Consider the following 16,904-nt stretch of genomic DNA (forward strand, 5'->3'; position numbering starts at 1 on the left):
GCCCCAAAGTATCATTCCACCGTCTTGTATATTGGCAAGTGCGACGGGTTCCAATGACGCTGCTCCGGTTTTCGGGCATAGACGTGTTGGGCAGATGGTGGTAGGACGGTGGCGTCACTTGGTTCTGCCCACCCTAGCTTCCCAATTCTCCCGACCTCCTTGGCGTGATGAAAAACGACCAGATCCTCAGCCAGATCACCGAGTTCTGCCGCGACTCCGACATGGCGGAGACGACGTTCGGCCGCCGGGTGGTCAATGACGGCAAGCTGGTGCACCGCCTGCGCGAGGGGAAGCGGATCACGATCGATACGCTGGACCGCATCAACGCCTATATCGCGACGTCCACCGGTGCGCTTCCGCCTCCGCGCGGGCTCGACGTGCCGCCGGAGAAGCGCGATCCCAGGGGCAATTTCCGCTTCTTCGAGAACCGGCAGAAATACCTGCTGTTCGTTCATACCTGCAGCGAAAAGCGGGTGATTGCCGAGCGGGTGGCGCTGGAGCTCTCCAGCCTGCACCCGCGGCCGCCGGCGCTTCGGGTATTCGACGCCGGCGTCGGCGACGGCACGGTGCTGGCGCGGGTGATGCGCTCGATGCACGGCCGCTTTCCCCATATGCCGTTCTATATCGCCGGCAAGGAGCTCAGCCTGGAGGACGTCCGCCTGACGCTCGACAAGGTGCCCGACCGGCTGTTCGAGCACCCGGCGACGGTCGTGGTCCTGACCAACATGCATTACGCCGAGGCGCCCTGGCTGACGCCGGCTTCGCCCACCGCAGCCGCTGGCATGCTCTGGCATGAGGTCGCCCTGCGGGGGGCCTCTTCGGGGGAGTTCGAAACCCAGATCGCCGAACTGGGGCCCTTTCTGGAGCAAAACTGGCGGGCCGGTATCAGCCCCAAATCGGGCATGCCGATCTATGAACGGCCGGTGGCGCTGGTGCTGTACCGGGAGGACCACCGCTTCCTGCTTGATTCGATCATCCCTCGGGCGGGGCGGACCGAGGCCAATTTCGACCTCGTGATCGCTTCCCAGCCTTACCGGGCCAAATCCTCTGTGAATTTCCGCGCCAAGCGGATCATCGCGCCGCTGGCCAGATCCTTGCGGGCAGGAGGGCGTTTGATCGGAATTCACTCCCACGGGCACGATCCGGGCCTCGAAATCATCCAGACGGTCTGGCCGGGAGAAAATCCTTTCGCCGTGAGCCGCCATGAGCTATTGCGCGCGGTGAAATACGAACTCGGATCGGCCGGGCGCGACCTTAACTTTAATGCCTACGCCGATAACCGTTCCATCTTCCGTTATGATATGGAAGCGCTGCCCAACGAGGTCACCGGCTCGATCGGAACCTCCACGGCTTTTGCAGCGTGGAATGCGGCGGTGTATGTCGCCCAGATCGAAGACGACCGGTTGACGGAAATGACTGAAAACAGCCGAGCCCTCGATGCCACGCGAGAGGTTCTGCGCAAGCATAATGGGCTTTGGTTTTACGACGAATCCTACGTCATTTCGCGTCGTCGCGACTGACATTCCAGGACACTTGAACAAGCGCCGCCGCGAATGGCGGAAACGAAGGGGTTTTAGATGCGCGCGTCCTATCTGTTTACCAGCGAGTCGGTCTCGGAAGGCCATCCGGACAAGGTCTGTGACCGGATCTCCGACGAGATCGTCGATCTGTTCTACCGGGAAGGCCCGAAGGCCGGCATCGATCCCTGGCAGATCCGCGCGGCCTGCGAAACGCTCGCCACCACGAACAAGGTCGTGATCGCCGGCGAAACCCGCGGTCCGAGCTCGGTGACGAATGACCAGATCGAAAGCGTGGTGCGCGACGCGATCAAGGACATCGGCTACGAGCAGGAAGGCTTCCACTGGGAGAAAGCCGACATCGAGATCCTGCTGCATCCGCAGTCGGCCGATATCGCGCAGGGCGTCGATGCGCTGCAGCCGGGCGAGAAGAAGGAAGAGGGCGCGGGCGACCAGGGCATCATGTTCGGCTACGCCACCAACGAGACGCCCGACCTGATGCCGGCGCCGATCTTCTACGCCCACAAGATCCTGCGGCTGATTTCCGAAGCGCGCCACTCCGGCCGCGAGAAGGTGCTCGGTCCGGACTCCAAGAGCCAGGTCACCGTGCAGTACGAGAACGGCAAGCCGGTCGGCGTGCGCGAGATCGTGGTCTCGCACCAGCATCTGGTCGAGGACCTCTCCTCCAACCAGATTCGCGACATCGTCGAGCCCTATGTCCGCGAGGCGCTGCCGAAGGACTGGATCAACGGCAAGACCATCTGGCACATCAACCCGACCGGCAAGTTCTTCATCGGCGGTCCCGACGGCGACGCCGGCCTGACCGGCCGCAAGATCATCGTCGACACCTATGGTGGCGCGGCCCCTCATGGCGGTGGCGCGTTCTCCGGCAAGGATCCGACCAAGGTCGACCGTTCGGCGGCCTATGCTGCGCGCTATGTCGCCAAGAACATCGTCGCTGCCGGTCTCGCCGACCGCTGCACGCTGCAGCTTGCCTACGCAATCGGCGTGGCGCGGCCGCTGTCGATCTATATCGATACCCACGGCACCGGAAAGGTGTCGGAGGACGAACTCGAGAGGGCGGCTGCAAAGGCGATGGATTTGACGCCGCGCGGCATCCGCAGCCATCTCGACCTCAACCGTCCGATCTATGCGCGTACCTCGGCCTACGGCCATTTCGGCCGCACGCCCGACAATGAAGGCGGCTTCTCCTGGGAGAAGACCGATCTTGTCGAACCGCTTAAGCGCGCGGTCTGATTTTTAGCGTCCTTCCGGGGCGCTCGCGACCGCGAGCGAACCCGGAATCCCTTTCCATCATTTCGAGATTCCGGGTTCGTCTCTTTTGGGCGACCCGGAATGACGAGCTCAACAACAAGGAAGCTCTCATGAACGCCCCCACCAAGCCCGCCTTCACCGACTACATCGTCAAGGACATCTCGCTCGCCGATTTCGGCCGCAAGGAGATTTCGCTGGCCGAGACTGAAATGCCGGGCCTGATGGCGACGCGCGAGGAATACGGTCCGAAGCAGCCGCTGAAGGGCGCCCGCATCGCTGGCTCCCTGCACATGACGATCCAGACCGCGGTCTTGATCGAGACGCTGGCAGCGCTCGGCGCCGACATCCGCTGGGTGTCGTGCAACATCTATTCGACGCAGGACCACGCCGCCGCGGCGATCGCCGCCGCCGGCATTCCGGTGTTTGCGGTCAAGGGCGAGACGCTGACCGAATATTGGGACTACACCGCAAAGCTGTTCGACTGGCACGGCGGCGGCACGCCCAACATGATCCTCGATGACGGCGGCGACGCCACCATGCTGGTGCATGCCGGCTACCGTGCCGAGCAGGGCGACACGGCGTTCCTCGACAAGCCGACGTCCGAGGAGGAGGAAATCTTCTATGCGCTCGTCAAGCGCCTCTTGAAGGAGAAGCCGAAGGGCTACTTCGCGGAGATCGCCAAGAACATCAAGGGCGTCTCGGAAGAGACCACGACGGGCGTGCACCGCCTCTACGACATGGCCAACAAGGGCACGCTCTTGTTCCCGGCGATCAACGTCAACGACAGCGTCACCAAGTCGAAGTTCGACAACCTCTATGGCTGCCGCGAGTCGCTGGTCGACGGCATCCGCCGCGGCACGGACGTCATGATGTCCGGCAAGACCGCGATGGTTGCGGGCTTCGGCGACGTCGGCAAGGGCTCGGCCGCCTCGCTGCGCCAGGCCGGCTGCCGCGTCATGGTCTCCGAAGTCGATCCGATCTGCGCGCTGCAGGCGGCGATGGAAGGCTATGAGGTCGTGACCATGGAAGACGCCGCGCCGCGCGCCGACATCTTCGTCACCGCGACCGGCAACAAGGACATCATCACCATCGAACACATGCGCGCGATGAAGGATCGCGCCATCGTCTGCAACATCGGCCACTTCGACAACGAGATCCAGATCGCGGGTCTGCGTAACCTGAAGTGGACCAACATCAAGCCGCAGGTCGACGAGATCGAATTCCCCGACAAGCACCGCATCATCCTGCTCTCGGAAGGCCGCCTCGTGAACCTCGGCAACGCCATGGGTCATCCGTCCTTCGTGATGTCGGCCTCGTTCACCAACCAGACGCTGGCGCAGATCGAACTCTGGGCGAACAACAAGGACGCCAAGTACGAGAAGAAGGTCTACGTGCTGCCGAAGACGCTCGACGAGAAGGTGGCGCGGCTGCATCTCGCCAAGATCGGCGTCAAGCTGACCGAACTGCGCAAGGACCAGGCCGACTATATCGGCGTCAAGCCGGAAGGCCCGTTCAAGGCCGATCACTATCGGTACTGAGCTCAACAATCGCCGCGACACAAAGGCCCCGGAGTGATCCGGGGCTTTTTTGTTGGCGTAGCTCCTGCTACGATCTGAGGTAGAACAACAAGCTCGCCACTGCGGAAGCGGGCGGCCCACTTTCCAGATTTTATTTTGATGCGCCGAATGCATTGCGGAGGGAGTGCCATGTCCACTGAAGCCAACGTCGAGATCCTCAAGGAAGCCTATCGTCGCTGGCACGACAGCAAGGGGGCCAGCGTCGACCACTGGTTCGACAGCGTTGTTGCCCCGAACATCAGTTTCGGATCGGTGCCGCGTGGTGCCGCTCCACTGAACTTTGCCGCCCAGTACAACAACGATGTTGAGCTTCGCGCCTATTTCGACGGCCTGCTGTCGGAGTGGAGCATGAAGCACTACACGGTCGATGAGTACATCGCGCAAGGCGATGTCGTGGTCGCGCGCGGCTCGTGCGCCTGGACCCACAAGAAGACTGGCAAGCTCGCCGAGACGCCAAAGATTGACTATTGGCGCTTCAAGGACGGCAAGGCGGTCGAGTTCTACGAATATTTCGACACCGCTGCCGCCGCGGCCGCGGCCACCTGAAGCCGGTTGCAACCTGGCCCGGCCCCTTGTTGGTCGGTCGGACCTGCCACGGTTTGGCTTCAATACCGACGTTTCGCGGCGGAAAGGCCGTCGAATTTCGCTGGCATTTCGATACATCATGTATCGCTGCGGTAAGCTCACAATGCGAGTTGCAATTTCTGCCTGCTGCCCATTACATCTGGAAGCAGGGAGAACGCCATGACCGATACGGCACAACATTTCGACGTCCTCATCGTCGGCGCGGGCCTGTCCGGCATCGGCGCGGGCTATCATTTGCAGGAGAAGTGTCCGGGCAAGAGCTACGTGATCCTCGAGGGACGCGACTGCATCGGCGGCACCTGGGATCTGTTTCGCTATCCCGGCATTCGTTCCGACAGCGACATGTACACGCTCGGTTATTCGTTCCGTCCCTGGACCGAGCCGAAGGCAATCGCCGACGGGCCGCGCATCCTGAATTATGTGCGCGAGACTGCTTCCGACAACGGCATCGACAAGAAGATCCGTTTCCACCATCGCGTGAAACGTGCGTCGTGGTCGTCGCCGGAGTCGCGCTGGACGGTGGAGGCTGAGCGTACGGTCGGTGAGGGCGCGACCGAAATCGTGCGCTTCACCTGCAGTTTCCTGTTCATGTGCTCGGGCTATTACAAATACGAGGAAGGCTACACGCCGGAATTTTCGGGCACCGCGGATTTCGCCGGTCAGATCGTGCATCCGCAGAAGTGGCCCGAGAATCTTGACTATGCCGGCAAGCGCGTGGTGGTGATCGGCTCGGGCGCTACCGCGGTGACGCTGGTGCCGGAGATGGCGAAGACCGCCTCGCACGTCACCATGCTGCAGCGCTCGCCGACTTATGTGGTGGCGCGGCCGGCGGAAGACGCGCTCGCCAACAAGCTGCGTCAGAACCTCTCCGCCAAGCTTGCCTATCATTTGATCCGCTGGCGCAATGTGCTGTTCGGCATGTATTTCTTCCAGCTTTGCCGCCGCAAGCCGGACCGCGCCAAGCAGCTGATCCTCGGCGGCGTCAAGATGGCGCTGGGGCCGGAATACGACGTGGCTAAGCATTTCACGCCGCGCTACAATCCATGGGAGCAGCGGTTGTGCTTGGTGCCCGACGGCGACCTGTTCAAGTCGATCCGCGACAAGCGCGCTTCCGTCGTCACCAGCGAGATCGACAGCTTTACGAAGAGCGGTATCAAGCTGAAGGACGGCAGCGAGCTCAAGGCCGATATCATCGTCACCGCGACCGGGCTTGTCCTGCAGGTGGTCGGCGGCCTCGAGGTCAACGTCGACGGTCGCACGGTCGATTTCGCGCGGACGCTGAACTACAAGGGCATGATGTATTCGGACATTCCGAACATGGCCTCTGCGTTCGGCTACACCAACGCGTCGTGGACGCTGAAGTGCGACCTGACCTGCGAATATGTCTGCCGTCTCATCAACTACATGGACCGCAACGGCTACAAGCAGTGCATGCCGCATAATGTCGATCCTGACGTCACCGAAATGCCGTCGCTGGATTTCTCCTCCGGCTATGTGCAGCGCTCGATCGCAAAGCTGCCGAAGCAGGGTTCCAAGCGGCCGTGGCGGCTGTATCAGAACTACGCGCTCGACATCGTTTCCCTGCGCTACGGAAAGGTCGATGACGGGGTGATGCAGTATTCGTGAGGCTGCATTTGGAACCGTGCTTGGGGCGGCTGCGTCCGCTCGTCCCATGCGTCGTTTCGCGTATACGTAGAGGCCTTCGAATCGTCCAACATGTCCTCACGGTTAACGCCGGATTAACCGGCGTGGCGCACGCTACGAAGCTTGCGGCCCCTGACAGCACGAGGAAGCCCATGGACGCCCAGCGAATTGCCATCGACGCCATCGTGGCGCTGACCGATTGCGACCGCGAGGCGGCCGCCGCTTTCGTCCGCAAGTGCTATCTCGCCGGCGTCCGCGACCCGAAGCGGCTGACCTTCAAGGGCCTGCAGGCGCTTCGCGGCTGAAGCGCGAGCTTCCGCGATTCTTCGTTTCAATTCGTGCCGTTCAACGGCTCTTTAGAAGCTGCAGAGCCTCATCCGCCCTATGCTCCGGCACAAATAAGTGATCGTGATAAAAGGCCGACACGGCATTCACGCTGATGCCGGCCGCCGCTAGGCGGTTGGTGACTGCCGCCAGGAAGCCGACGGCTTCCAGCGAGGAATGGACGGTCAGGGTGATCAGCCGCGACGCACATTGATAGGTGAGCCCGGCGCTTTCGGCTTCCTCACGCCGCACCACGAAGGTCGTTCCCTCGCGTTCGCGGAAGATGTGCACCGGGACGAGGATGGCTGGAATTTTCTGGTCACCCGAAATGCTGCAGAAGACGAAGACACCTTCCTGCATCTCGGGCTTCATATTCTGCAGCAACGTCGCGAGATTGCGTTCGCCCGGCATCAGTGTGTCTTTCAAGGCGCACGCCGCGAAATCGGCGGGTCACGCTGTCGCGAACCCGCCTACATGGCTACGGCTTCCAATTGTCAGCCGACGACGACTTCGCTGATCTGGATCACCGGGGACTGGTCGGTATAGTTCGGAATGTCAGCCATGATCTCCTTGGCGTGCGGTCCGAAGCCGGCCTGGAAGGCCTCGATCGAGTCGCAGAAGATGTGACACATGCCGACATAGGTCGCGGGCGCGCCGGGGGCGCCGCCGGCGAGGCCCTTGTCGACCGTGTAGGATTTGCAGGCATCGCCCATGCGCGCCTTCACCAGCGGCATATGTTTGTCGCGGTAGTAATCGTGATCGAAGCGCCCGCCGGGCGTATTGGGATACATTACGCTTACCTTGATCATGTGTGTCCTCCGATCCGATGTTCGCCGTTTAATCGGCAATATCCAAAATCTGCGGCAGTTTTGCGGATCTTGCAACCACAAGGCGGCGGGTGTCGGGTGACCGGGGGCAAAGCGGACGTCATCCACCATCGCGCTCACGTCCAGAATGACCCGAGGGGGAACACCGATAACGTGCAGCGCTTGACGTCACCGCAATTCGTGTCCATATGCGGGTGTCGACCCTTGGCCGAACGACTGGGCCGCTTTGCCTTGCGCTACTGACAGGCACGCACGTTTCAGACCCTTCTCCAAAAATCGATCAACCGACGAAGGTGCCGATCCCTCGGTGCTTCGATCTTCCGTGCACTGTCAGAAGGGGATATCTCCGTGCAAAAGAGAGCTGTGCAGGGCTCTAACGGGCAAGGCGGCCTTGGCTTCATTCAGCCTGCCCATAATGGCGATGGCGTCCTCGACGCTCGGCGCTGGACGCGAATTTTGAGCAATTACAGCGCCCCAAACCGGCTGCGCAGCGTTGCCGAGCTGGTGATCACGGCTTTGCCGCTCATCATGTTGTGGACCGCGGCCTGGTTCACGTTCTCCCTTGGCCATGCCTGGGCTTCATTGCTGATCGCGATTCCGGCTGCCGGCTTCCTCGTACGCCTGTTCATGATCCAGCACGACTGCGGTCATGGCACCTTTTTCGCCAGCCGTCTGGCGAATGACTGGGTCGGCCGCGTCATTGGCGTGCTCACGCTCACGCCGTACGACTGTTGGCGTCGCATGCATGCGACGCATCATGCCACCACGGGCAACCTTGATCGCCGCGGTATCGGCGATCTCGATACGCTGACAGTGCGCGAATATCGCGCCCTTTCCTGGTGGGGTCGTCTGAAATACCGTCTTTACCGTAACCCGCTGGTCATGTTCGGGGTCGGACCAGCCTACCTGTTTCTTTTGCAGCAGAGGCTCCCGGTCGGCCTCATGCGCAATGGTTGGCAGCCCTGGGCCAGCACAATGGCAACCAATCTCGCGATTGCCGTCATCGTCGCTGTTCTCACATGGTTTATCGGCATCAAGGCGTTCCTGCTCGTGCACCTTCCGATCATACTTCTCGCCGCCACGGCCGGCGTATGGCTGTTCTACGTGCAGCATCAGTTTGAGCACACGAGTTGGGAGCGCGACGAGATCTGGAACCTGCATCAAGCCGCTCTGCACGGCAGCTCACATTACGAACTGCCGGCGCTGCTACGCTGGTTCACGGCCAATATCGGTATTCATCATGTGCATCACCTCTCGAGCCGTATTCCCTATTACCGGCTGCCGCGTGTGCTGCGCGACCACCCTGAACTGCGCGACGTCGGCCGCATAACGCTTCTGCAGAGCTTCCGGTGTGTGCGGCTTGTGTTATGGGACGAGGCGCAGCGCCGCCTGGTGTCGTTCCGGGAAATCAGAGCCGGCGACTTTCAGGAAACTGCGCCAAATCGCGCCGCACCATCGCCATAGCGGTCGAGGATCGCGTAGGATGGGTGGAGCGCAGCGATACCCATAATGCACCCGATGACGGCGACGGGGTGAACCTTCGCGAAAGCTATCAGCAATTATGGATTGGAGTTGGTGGGTATCGCTGCGCTCTACCCATCTTGCGTTCTGCTCTTGGCCTCGCGGGCCTGAAGCCGCTTAGTCCTCTGCTCGAATTTCCTGACCAAACCCATCGACAAAGCGTTGCCGAATTTGCTTGAACCACCGCTTTTCATACTCCGGGACGAAGCCCTCGGCCGTCAGTACCGCATGTGCAAATTGATCAGCAGTAAGAGGCGTCGTTGACGCAATTCGTCGGGCGTCAGCAGGGGGAATGCAGAAGCCCCAATCAACGCAAAGCTCGTCGAGCAGGTGGGATAGGCGGTCTTCCAATGGCGATCCTTGCTTGAGCGGCCGAACACCCATGGTTTCTATCCTTTGCCGCCGGTTCTGGCTTTTGTCAGCGAGATTAAGCCGGATTGGCGCAGCGTAATCTACCGATCGAGCGTGATGGCACAGAATGGCGGATTGCGCTGCGCTAATCCGCCATATGATCTGAAAAAAAGCCCCGGATCAGATCCGGGGCTTTTGCATTTCGCGACGGCTTTGAGATCACGCCTATTCCGGCTTGCCGATATTGACCTTCAGCGTGCCGACGCCGTCGACGCCGCACTCGAGCTTGTCGCCGGGCTGGAGCTGGGAGACACCGGCGGGCGTGCCCGTCATGATGATGTCGCCGGGGGCGAGTTTCACCTGCTGCGAGAGCTGCCAGATGATCTCGGGCACGTTCCAGATCAACTCGGTGAGATCGCCCTTCTGCGCTTCCTTGCCGTTCACCGTCAGCCAGATCTTGCCCTTGGCGGGGTGACCGATCTTGGACGCCGGCTGGATCGCCGAGCAGGGCGCGGAATAGTCGAACGACTTGCCGATTTCCCAGGGACGTTCCTTCTTGCGCGAGGCGATCTGCAGGTCGCGGCGGGTGAGGTCGATGCCGACGGCATAGCCATAGACATGGTCGAGCGCCTTGTCGGCGGGGATGTTGAGGCCGCCGCTCTTCATGGCGACGATCAGCTCGACCTCGTGATGCAGATCCTTGGTCAACGGCGGGTAGGGAATGGTGGCGCCGTCGGGCACCAGCATGTCGGCGTGCTTGCCGAAGAAGAACGGCGGCGCGCGCTCGTCATTGCCCATCTCGCGGATGTGCTCGAGATAGTTGCGGCCGACGCACCAGATGCGGCGGACCGGATAGGTGCCTGTCTCGCCGACGACGGGAAGGGTGGGCTGCGGAACGGCTGATATGACGTAGGAGGCTGCGTTCATGAAAATGGTCTCGAGTGGTTACAATAGGAAACCGGCGGGTCGCTTTTACGCGGTTGCGCTGACCGGCGCCAGACTGGGATGACCGGCATCGCGTTGCTGCAGGCGGAAGAACGAGGCGTAACGGCCGCCGCGGCGCAGCAAATCGTCGTGCTGACCGCGCTCGACGATTTCGCCGCCTTCGACCACCAGGATGGCGTCGGCATGCATGATGGTGTGGAGGCGGTGGGCGATCACGATGGTGGTGCGGTTCCGGCAGAGATGCTCGATCGCCTCCTGCACCGCCTTTTCGGATTCGGAATCGAGTGCGGCGGTAGCCTCATCCAGCAGGATAATCGGCGCGTTCTTGAGCAGCGCCCGCGCCACGGCGATGCGCTGGCGCTGGCCGCCGGAGAGCTGCGTGCCGTGCTCGCCGACCGGGGTCTCGTAGCCGAGCGGAAAGCCCATGATGAAGTCGTGCGCGCAGGCCGCCTTCGCGGCCGCCACGATCTCGTCCTGGCTGGCGCCTTCCTTGCCGAAGGCGATGTTGGCGCCGATGGTGTCACGGAACAGATAGACGTCCTGTCCGACATAACCGGTCTGTCGGCGCAGCGACTGGCGCGATACGCCGGAAATGTCCTGGCCGTCGATCAGGATCTCGCCCTGATTCACCTCGTAGAGCCGCAGCAGCAGCGCCAGCACCGTGGACTTGCCGCCGCCGGACGGGCCGACCAGCGCGGTGGTCTTGCCGGGTTCGGCGACGAAGCTCATGCGATTGAGTACCGGCTCGCCTGGCCGGTAGCCGAAGGTCACGTCGCGGAACTCGACCCGCGCGTCAGTGAGTTTCAGTGCCGGCTTGTCACTGTCGTCAGGCTCGCTCGGCGGGCTGTCGACGATTTCGAGCAGCTTGCGCGCGCCGATCAGGTTGCTGTTGAGCTCGATGTTGAGCCGCGCCAGCCGCTTGGCCGGCTCATAGGCCAACAGGAACGCGGTCAGGAATGAAAAGAACTGGCCGGGCGAAGCGCCCATCGCGACCACGCGATAGCCGCCATACATCAGGCCGCCCGCGATCGCGAAGCCGCCGAGGGTTTCCATCAGTGGGCTGGAGCGGTTGGAAACGCGCGCCATCTTGTTGGCGTTGCGCTCGACCGCGGTGATGCTGGCGTCGATCCGCTCGCGCATCGCCTGTTCGAGCGTAAAGGCTTTCACGGTGCGGATGCCCTGCAGCGATTCCTGCATCGTCTCCATGATGTCGGCGGTGCCGGAGAACTGGTTGTGCGCAAGACCCTTGATGCGCTTCACCAGCTTGCGCAGCACGATCATCGCCGGCGGTGCCACCGCAAAACCAAGCAGCGCCATCATGGGATCGGTCATCACCATGACGACGACTAGCGCGATCAGCGACAGCAGATCGCGGCCGATGGCGTTGATCAGGAGATTGAGCACCTGCGTCACTGCGGTGGCGCCAGCAGTCAGCCGCGCCAGGAATTCCGATGAATGCCGCTCGGAAAAGAACGCGATGTTTTCGCTCATCAGCTTGGCAAACAGCCGGCGCTGGTTATTTGCGAGGATCGCATTGCCGATCTGCGACAGGATCACAGTGTGCCCGTAGGTCGCTGCGCCCTTGATCGTAAAAATGACGACGGTGACCAGCGACAAGAGCGCGATCCCGCGCACATCCTTGTCGACATAGGCCTTGTTGATGACTTCGCCGAGCAGGTAGGCGGAACCCGCGGTCGTCACCGCCGCTACGCCCATCAGTGAAAAGGCGAGCAGATAACGCCGCCAGTAGGCGAGCCCCTGTTCGGCGACGAGGCGCCGAATCAGGATCGCCGCACCATAGGGGTCGTCGGTGATTTTCTTCGGAGTTTCTTTTGGAAGTTCGGTCATCCGCGTTCCATCGACGGCGCCGGGTGAACCGGCGCGTCAGGGCTTAAGCGGTGACTCCTTGCCTGCTTAACCGGGCTTTTTCAAGCCCAATAAGTGCTTGATTTCACGCCGATTGCGCGTGCTGCGGAAGGCCGCCGCGCTCGCTGAACAGCTTCTTTTCCCAGGTCAGCGCGTGGCCCGCGATGGTTTCGAGATTGTCGTATTGCGGTGTCCAGTCGAGCATGGCGCGGATACGGCTGGTATCGGCGACCATGGTCATGATGTCGCCGGGGCGGCGCGGCGCATATTGAACCGCGAAATTGCGCATCGAGACGCGGCGCACGGCCTCGATGGTCTCCAGCACCGAATAGCCGCGGCCGTAACCGCAGTTCAGCGTGATTGAGCCTCCGCCGTCGCGCAGGTATGACAGCGCGGCGCGATGGGCCTGCGCAAGATCGCTGACATGGATGAAGTCGCGAATGCAGCTTCCATCCGGCGTCGGATAGTCGGTGCCGTAGACGTCGACCTTGGCGCGCTGACCGGTGGCGGCTTCGACCGCGATCTTGAGCAGATGCGTCGCGCCGACGGTGGAAAGGCCGCAGCGGACCTGCGGATCGGCGCCGGCGACGTTGAAATAGCGCAGCACGACATACTTCATGTCGTGCGCGCTGGCGACGTCGTGGAGCATGATTTCGGTCATCAGCTTGGACGAGCCGTAAGGCGACATCGGCCGCGTCGGCGCATGCTCCGATACCGGCACCTGGTCCGGATTGCCGTAGACGGCGGCGGTCGATGAGAAGATGAAGCGGTTGACGCCGCCCTTGACCGCGGCATTCAGCAGGCTGCGGGTCGTCACGGTGTTGTTGCGGTAATAGCCGAGCGGATCGCGCATCGAATCCGGCACCACGACCGAGCCTGCGAAATGAATGATGCTCTCGACACGGTGCTGAGCGATCACGCCCTCGACGAGGTTTTCGTCGCCGGCGTCGCCGATGAACAGCGGCACGGGCCGGGGCAGGAAGGCGGAAAAACCGGTGGACAGATTGTCGATCACGACGACGCTTTCGCCGGCATCCACCAGCGCATGAACCATATGACTTCCGATATAGCCGGCGCCGCCGGTGACGAGCACGGTCATAGGCCACCTCTCCCGATTTATTTGGTGCCGATGCTAACGGGGCTGCGGTGAAGAGGGGGTTTCGGCGCGGGCGAACTGGCCACTATGCTTAATGTTGCGTATAGGAACTTTCCCAACCGGAGCCGGACGTGCCGAGCGAGAACAATTTGGCCAGTGATCTGCAACTGATCGTGCCGAATCTGCACAGGCGCTATTCAGGCGTCACCGCGACCAACCGGATGGTGGCGCCGATACTCGCCACAATGTATCGCGCGGCCTGGCTCGGTCCGCATGCGCCTGACGGCATCGCGCAGATGGGTTTTGCCGATCTGCTGAAACTCTGGCGCCGCCGCACGCCGCTGATCTGGCACGCGCGGCGCAATGACGAGATGATCGCGGGGTTGTTGCTGCGCGCGCTTGGCTGGCCGCTGAAACTCGTGTTCACCTCCGCTGCGCAGCGACATCACAAACGGCTGACGCGCTGGCTGATACGACAGATGGACGCCATCATCGCAACATCAGAACTGTCGGCATCGTTTCTGAAGCGTGAGGCGACGGTGGTGATGCACGGCGTGGACACGAAGCGCTACGCGCCGCCGGCCGATCGCGCGGCGGCGTTTGCCGAGGCCAAACTGCCGGGCCGCTACGCCATCGGCTGCTTCGGCCGGGTGCGCGCGCAAAAAGGCACGGATATTTTCGTCGATGCGATGTGCCGGCTGTTGCCGCGCTATCCGGATTTCACCGCCGTCATCGTCGGCGCTGTCGTGCCGGAGCAGCAGGGGTTTGCCGACGGCTTGAAACGGCAGATCGACGCCGCCGGGCTGCAATCGCGCATCGTCATCACCGGCGAGCTCGAAATCGAGGAAGTGCAGCGCTGGTACCAGCGGCTGACCATCTACGCCTTCACCTCGCGTAACGAAGGCTTTGGCCTGACGCTGATCGAGGCGATGTCATCAGGCGCGGCGCTGGTGGCGGCGCGCGCGGGCGCAGCGCAGTTCGTGGTCGAGGATGGCGTGACCGGCGTGCTGACGCCGCCGGGTGATGCCGACGCGCTGGTTACGGCGCTGGAACCGTTGATGCGCGATCCCGCATCGGCCGCCGCGATGGGCGAGCGGGCGCGTGCGCGCGTGCTGGAAAAATTCAGCCTCGATGCCGAGGCGAATGCGATCGCCGCAGTCTATCGCACGCTGGGTTGAGTAACCAGCAGGCGGTGCGCCACGTCGGCGACGTAGGTGGCATCGATGTCGCGCATGCAGCGATGGTCGTTCATGGTGCAAACCGTGCGCTGGCAGGGCTGGCAGGCGAGTTCCGCCTTGGTCTGAACGACAGTTGCCGCGAGACCGTTCAGCGGCGCCCACAGGTAGGGGCTGGTGGGACCGAAAATGCCCATGGTGGGCGTGCCGATCGCCGCCGCAATATGCATCAGGCCGGAGTCGTTCGAGATTGCGACGCCGGCGGCGGCCACAGCCAGAATGCCGTTGCGCAAATCGGTACCGGTGAGGTCGCGGGCCTTGCCGCCGGTGGCGGTGACGATGTCCTGCGCCAGCCCCTTTTCGCCGGGGCCGCCGACCACCCAGACGTCGAGGCCGCGCTCGATCAACAGCCGCGCCGCTTGTGGATAATAGGTCCATCGCTTCGAGGCGCCGACCGAGCCGGGCGCCAGCGCTACCGCAGGTCCGCTGCCGAGGCCATTGGCCTGCCGCCAGCGGGCGATTTCCTCTGTCGGCACGGAAAGTTGCGGCACCGGCCATTCCGGTGGCAGCGGCGCGCCTGATGGCAGCGCCAGCGCGGCGTTCTTGTCGATGAAACGGGGCAGGGCCTTCTCGCCCCAGCGCATCCGGTTGATCAGCCCGAATCGTGCTTCGCCGAAAAATCCCACTCGCTCCGGGATTCCGGCAAGTGCCGGGGCAATCGCGGCTTTCCAAGTGCGGGGCATGACCAGCGCGGTTCCATAGCCGCGGGCGCGTAGCTCAGTCGCAAGTGCCCACTGCTTGACCAGCGCCAGCCGGCTGCGGGGCAGGTTCCAGACAATGCCCGCCCGGACACCGGGCATGTAATCGACCAGGGGGGCGCACAGGGGGGTCACCAGCAGGTCAACGGGGCGGTTAGGCCAGCGTTGTTTCAGGACCCGGACGACTGTATGACCGCGGACGAAATCGCCAATCCACATATAGGGAACGATCAGGATCGGCCTGGTATCGGCTGTGTCCTCCAGTTCGATTTCGTGTGATGAACTTGAATTCATAGCTTGACGGGTTCGCCGCTAACCAATTACGGCACCGTCGGTAACCGCTCCGCATCGGCAGGTAAAGGCGGTCGATGAACTTTGCTTCCGCCTGAGAAGCAAAGTTGCCTGCCGCCCGGGAGTGGGGCAAAGCTTTTGCCGAACAATCGAGGCAGGGGATGGCATGTTGCTGGTGACCGGGGGCGCCGGTTTTATCGGGTCGAACGTCGTGGCTGCGTTGAATGACGCCGGCCGGGACGTGGCCGTGTGCGACGTGCTCGGGCACGACGGCAAATGGCGCAACCTGGCCAAGCGCCAGCTCGCCGATTTCGTGCCGCCTGCGGAACTGATGGACTGGCTGAAGGGCCGACGGCTGGAGGCCGTCATCCATCTTGGCGCCATTTCCGAAACCACCGCGACCGACGGCGATCTGGTGATCGAGACCAATTTCCGCCTGTCGATGCGGTTGCTCGACTGGTGCACGGCGAACGCCACGCCGCTGATCTACGCGTCGTCCGCCGCCACCTATGGCGACGGCAGCAGTGGCTTTGGCGACGACCAATCCATGGATGCCCTGAAAAAGCTGCGGCCGATGAATCTCTACGGCTGGAGCAAGCATCTGTTCGACATGGCGGTGGCGGAACGCGCCACGCGCGGCGAGCGGCTGCCGCCGCAATGGGCCGGGTTGAAGTTCTTCAACGTGTTCGGCCCCAACGAATATCACAAGGGCACGATGATGAGCGTGCTGGCGCGGCGCTTCGACGACATCAAGGCCGGGCGTCCCGTGCAGTTGTTCAAATCCCATCGGGAAGGAATCGCTGATGGCGACCAACGGCGCGACTTCATCTATGTCGACGACGTGGTGCGGGTGACGATGTGGCTGCTCTCGATGCCCGATGTCAGCGGCATCTTCAACGTCGGCACCGGCACCGCGCGCAGCTTCCGCGACCTGATGCTGTCGGCCTATGCCGCGCTCGGTACGCAACCGAACATCCAGTATATCGACATGCCCGAGCAGATCCGCGGCAGCTATCAATACTTCACCCAGAGCGAAGTCGATCGGCTGCTGCGCGCCGGGTATAATGGCGGCTTCACTGCGCTGGAAGACGCGGTCGAGACCTACGTGAAGGTCTTTCTCGACCGCGCCGATCGCTTTCGCTGACGGGCTTA

16 protein-coding genes are annotated in these 16,904 nt (G+C 62.5%); 9 read left to right on the forward strand and 7 right to left on the reverse strand.

Annotation, left to right across the window (positions count from 1 at the left end; translation table 11 throughout):
* Positions 1 to 167: 167 nt before the first annotated feature.
* The 6 genes from CQ14_RS16745 to CQ14_RS44645 all read left to right on the forward strand — a co-directional run bounded on the left by CQ14_RS16745 (position 168) and on the right by CQ14_RS44645 (position 6,903).
* A complete protein-coding gene (locus tag CQ14_RS16745) occupies positions 168 to 1,520 on the forward strand; it encodes a hypothetical protein (protein ID WP_057858965.1) in 1,353 nt (450 codons plus the stop codon).
* Positions 1,521 to 1,577: 57 nt separating this feature from the next.
* Positions 1,578 to 2,774: a methionine adenosyltransferase gene (metK, locus tag CQ14_RS16750; protein ID WP_057858966.1), complete on the forward strand. Its 1,197-nt coding sequence runs from the start codon at positions 1,578 to 1,580 to the stop codon at positions 2,772 to 2,774.
* A 128-nt stretch (positions 2,775 to 2,902) separates the two neighbouring features.
* Positions 2,903 to 4,330, forward strand: a complete 1,428-nt coding sequence (ahcY, locus tag CQ14_RS16755; protein ID WP_057858967.1) for an adenosylhomocysteinase — start codon at positions 2,903 to 2,905, stop codon at positions 4,328 to 4,330.
* Between the two features lie 168 nt (positions 4,331 to 4,498).
* Positions 4,499 to 4,915, forward strand: coding sequence for a nuclear transport factor 2 family protein (locus tag CQ14_RS16760; protein WP_057858968.1), 417 nt, complete (start codon positions 4,499 to 4,501; stop codon positions 4,913 to 4,915).
* A 198-nt stretch (positions 4,916 to 5,113) separates the two neighbouring features.
* Positions 5,114 to 6,580: a flavin-containing monooxygenase gene (locus CQ14_RS16765; RefSeq protein ID WP_057858969.1), complete on the forward strand. Its 1,467-nt coding sequence runs from the start codon at positions 5,114 to 5,116 to the stop codon at positions 6,578 to 6,580.
* A gap of 170 nt (positions 6,581 to 6,750) precedes the next feature.
* Complete coding sequence (locus CQ14_RS44645) at positions 6,751 to 6,903, forward strand: hypothetical protein (protein WP_199805542.1); 153 nt, start codon at positions 6,751 to 6,753, stop codon at positions 6,901 to 6,903.
* Positions 6,904 to 6,943: 40 nt separating this feature from the next.
* Here CQ14_RS44645 and CQ14_RS16770 read toward each other — a convergent pair whose 3' ends face one another.
* Together CQ14_RS16770 and CQ14_RS16775 are read right to left on the reverse strand one after the other, a co-directional pair.
* Positions 6,944 to 7,333, reverse strand: coding sequence for an ACT domain-containing protein (locus CQ14_RS16770; protein WP_057858970.1), 390 nt, complete (start codon positions 7,331 to 7,333; stop codon positions 6,944 to 6,946).
* 83 nt (positions 7,334 to 7,416) lie between these two features.
* Positions 7,417 to 7,731, reverse strand: coding sequence for an EthD family reductase (locus CQ14_RS16775; protein WP_057858971.1), 315 nt, complete (start codon positions 7,729 to 7,731; stop codon positions 7,417 to 7,419).
* Between the two features lie 417 nt (positions 7,732 to 8,148).
* Between CQ14_RS16775 and CQ14_RS16780 the strand changes: the two genes are divergently transcribed.
* Entirely contained in the window at positions 8,149 to 9,213 is a 1,065-nt protein-coding gene (locus tag CQ14_RS16780; protein ID WP_057858999.1) for a fatty acid desaturase, read from the forward strand.
* A gap of 174 nt (positions 9,214 to 9,387) precedes the next feature.
* Here the strand turns inward: CQ14_RS16780 and CQ14_RS16785 are convergent, their stop codons facing one another.
* The 4 genes from CQ14_RS16785 to galE form a co-directional block, all read right to left on the reverse strand.
* Positions 9,388 to 9,654 carry a hypothetical protein gene (locus tag CQ14_RS16785; protein WP_057858972.1) on the reverse strand — a complete coding sequence of 89 codons (267 nt, stop codon included), beginning with the start codon at positions 9,652 to 9,654 and terminating at the stop codon, positions 9,388 to 9,390.
* Between the two features lie 192 nt (positions 9,655 to 9,846).
* Positions 9,847 to 10,548, reverse strand: coding sequence for a fumarylacetoacetate hydrolase family protein (locus CQ14_RS16790; RefSeq protein WP_057858973.1), 702 nt, complete (start codon positions 10,546 to 10,548; stop codon positions 9,847 to 9,849).
* Positions 10,549 to 10,593: 45 nt separating this feature from the next.
* Complete coding sequence (locus tag CQ14_RS16795) at positions 10,594 to 12,414, reverse strand: ABC transporter ATP-binding protein (protein ID WP_057858974.1); 1,821 nt, start codon at positions 12,412 to 12,414, stop codon at positions 10,594 to 10,596.
* Positions 12,415 to 12,517: 103 nt separating this feature from the next.
* Positions 12,518 to 13,531, reverse strand: coding sequence for a UDP-glucose 4-epimerase GalE (gene galE / locus CQ14_RS16800; RefSeq protein ID WP_057858975.1), 1,014 nt, complete (start codon positions 13,529 to 13,531; stop codon positions 12,518 to 12,520).
* 146 nt (positions 13,532 to 13,677) lie between these two features.
* Here galE and CQ14_RS16805 point away from each other — a divergent pair, with 146 nt between their 5' ends.
* A complete protein-coding gene (locus CQ14_RS16805) occupies positions 13,678 to 14,706 on the forward strand; it encodes a glycosyltransferase family 4 protein (RefSeq protein WP_156435072.1) in 1,029 nt (342 codons plus the stop codon).
* On the opposite strand, the gene waaF is transcribed toward CQ14_RS16805, so the two are convergent.
* On the reverse strand, positions 14,688 to 15,755 hold the full coding sequence (gene waaF / locus CQ14_RS16810; RefSeq protein WP_057858977.1) for a lipopolysaccharide heptosyltransferase II: 1,068 nt from the start codon (positions 15,753 to 15,755) through the stop codon (positions 14,688 to 14,690). The genes CQ14_RS16805 and waaF overlap by 19 nt on opposite strands.
* 163 nt (positions 15,756 to 15,918) lie before the next feature.
* On the opposite strand from waaF, the gene rfaD reads away from it, so the two are divergent.
* Positions 15,919 to 16,896, forward strand: coding sequence for an ADP-glyceromanno-heptose 6-epimerase (rfaD, locus tag CQ14_RS16815; protein ID WP_057858978.1), 978 nt, complete (start codon positions 15,919 to 15,921; stop codon positions 16,894 to 16,896).
* Positions 16,897 to 16,904: the final 8 nt, after the last annotated feature.

The organism is Bradyrhizobium lablabi, from assembly GCF_001440475.1.
Classification (GTDB): Bacteria; Pseudomonadota; Alphaproteobacteria; order Rhizobiales; family Xanthobacteraceae; genus Bradyrhizobium; species Bradyrhizobium lablabi.

What these genes read in the sequence shown, in the direction of transcription:
- CQ14_RS16745 (WP_057858965.1), top strand. Translation starts at nt 168, where the DNA reads ATGAAAAACGACCAGATCCTCAGCCAGATCACCGAGTTCTGCCGCGAC.
- metK (WP_057858966.1), top strand. Translation starts at nt 1,578, where the DNA reads ATGCGCGCGTCCTATCTGTTTACCAGCGAGTCGGTCTCGGAAGGCCAT.
- ahcY (WP_057858967.1), top strand. Translation starts at nt 2,903, where the DNA reads ATGAACGCCCCCACCAAGCCCGCCTTCACCGACTACATCGTCAAGGAC.
- CQ14_RS16760 (WP_057858968.1), top strand. Translation starts at nt 4,499, where the DNA reads ATGTCCACTGAAGCCAACGTCGAGATCCTCAAGGAAGCCTATCGTCGC.
- CQ14_RS16765 (WP_057858969.1), top strand. Translation starts at nt 5,114, where the DNA reads ATGACCGATACGGCACAACATTTCGACGTCCTCATCGTCGGCGCGGGC.
- CQ14_RS44645 (WP_199805542.1), top strand. Translation starts at nt 6,751, where the DNA reads ATGGACGCCCAGCGAATTGCCATCGACGCCATCGTGGCGCTGACCGAT.
- CQ14_RS16770 (WP_057858970.1), bottom strand. Translation starts at nt 7,333, where the DNA reads ATGCCGGGCGAACGCAATCTCGCGACGTTGCTGCAGAATATGAAGCCC.
- CQ14_RS16775 (WP_057858971.1), bottom strand. Translation starts at nt 7,731, where the DNA reads ATGATCAAGGTAAGCGTAATGTATCCCAATACGCCCGGCGGGCGCTTC.
- CQ14_RS16785 (WP_057858972.1), bottom strand. Translation starts at nt 9,654, where the DNA reads ATGGGTGTTCGGCCGCTCAAGCAAGGATCGCCATTGGAAGACCGCCTA.
- CQ14_RS16790 (WP_057858973.1), bottom strand. Translation starts at nt 10,548, where the DNA reads ATGAACGCAGCCTCCTACGTCATATCAGCCGTTCCGCAGCCCACCCTT.
- CQ14_RS16795 (WP_057858974.1), bottom strand. Translation starts at nt 12,414, where the DNA reads ATGACCGAACTTCCAAAAGAAACTCCGAAGAAAATCACCGACGACCCC.
- galE (WP_057858975.1), bottom strand. Translation starts at nt 13,531, where the DNA reads ATGACCGTGCTCGTCACCGGCGGCGCCGGCTATATCGGAAGTCATATG.
- waaF (WP_057858977.1), bottom strand. Translation starts at nt 15,755, where the DNA reads ATGAATTCAAGTTCATCACACGAAATCGAACTGGAGGACACAGCCGAT.
- rfaD (WP_057858978.1), top strand. Translation starts at nt 15,919, where the DNA reads ATGTTGCTGGTGACCGGGGGCGCCGGTTTTATCGGGTCGAACGTCGTG.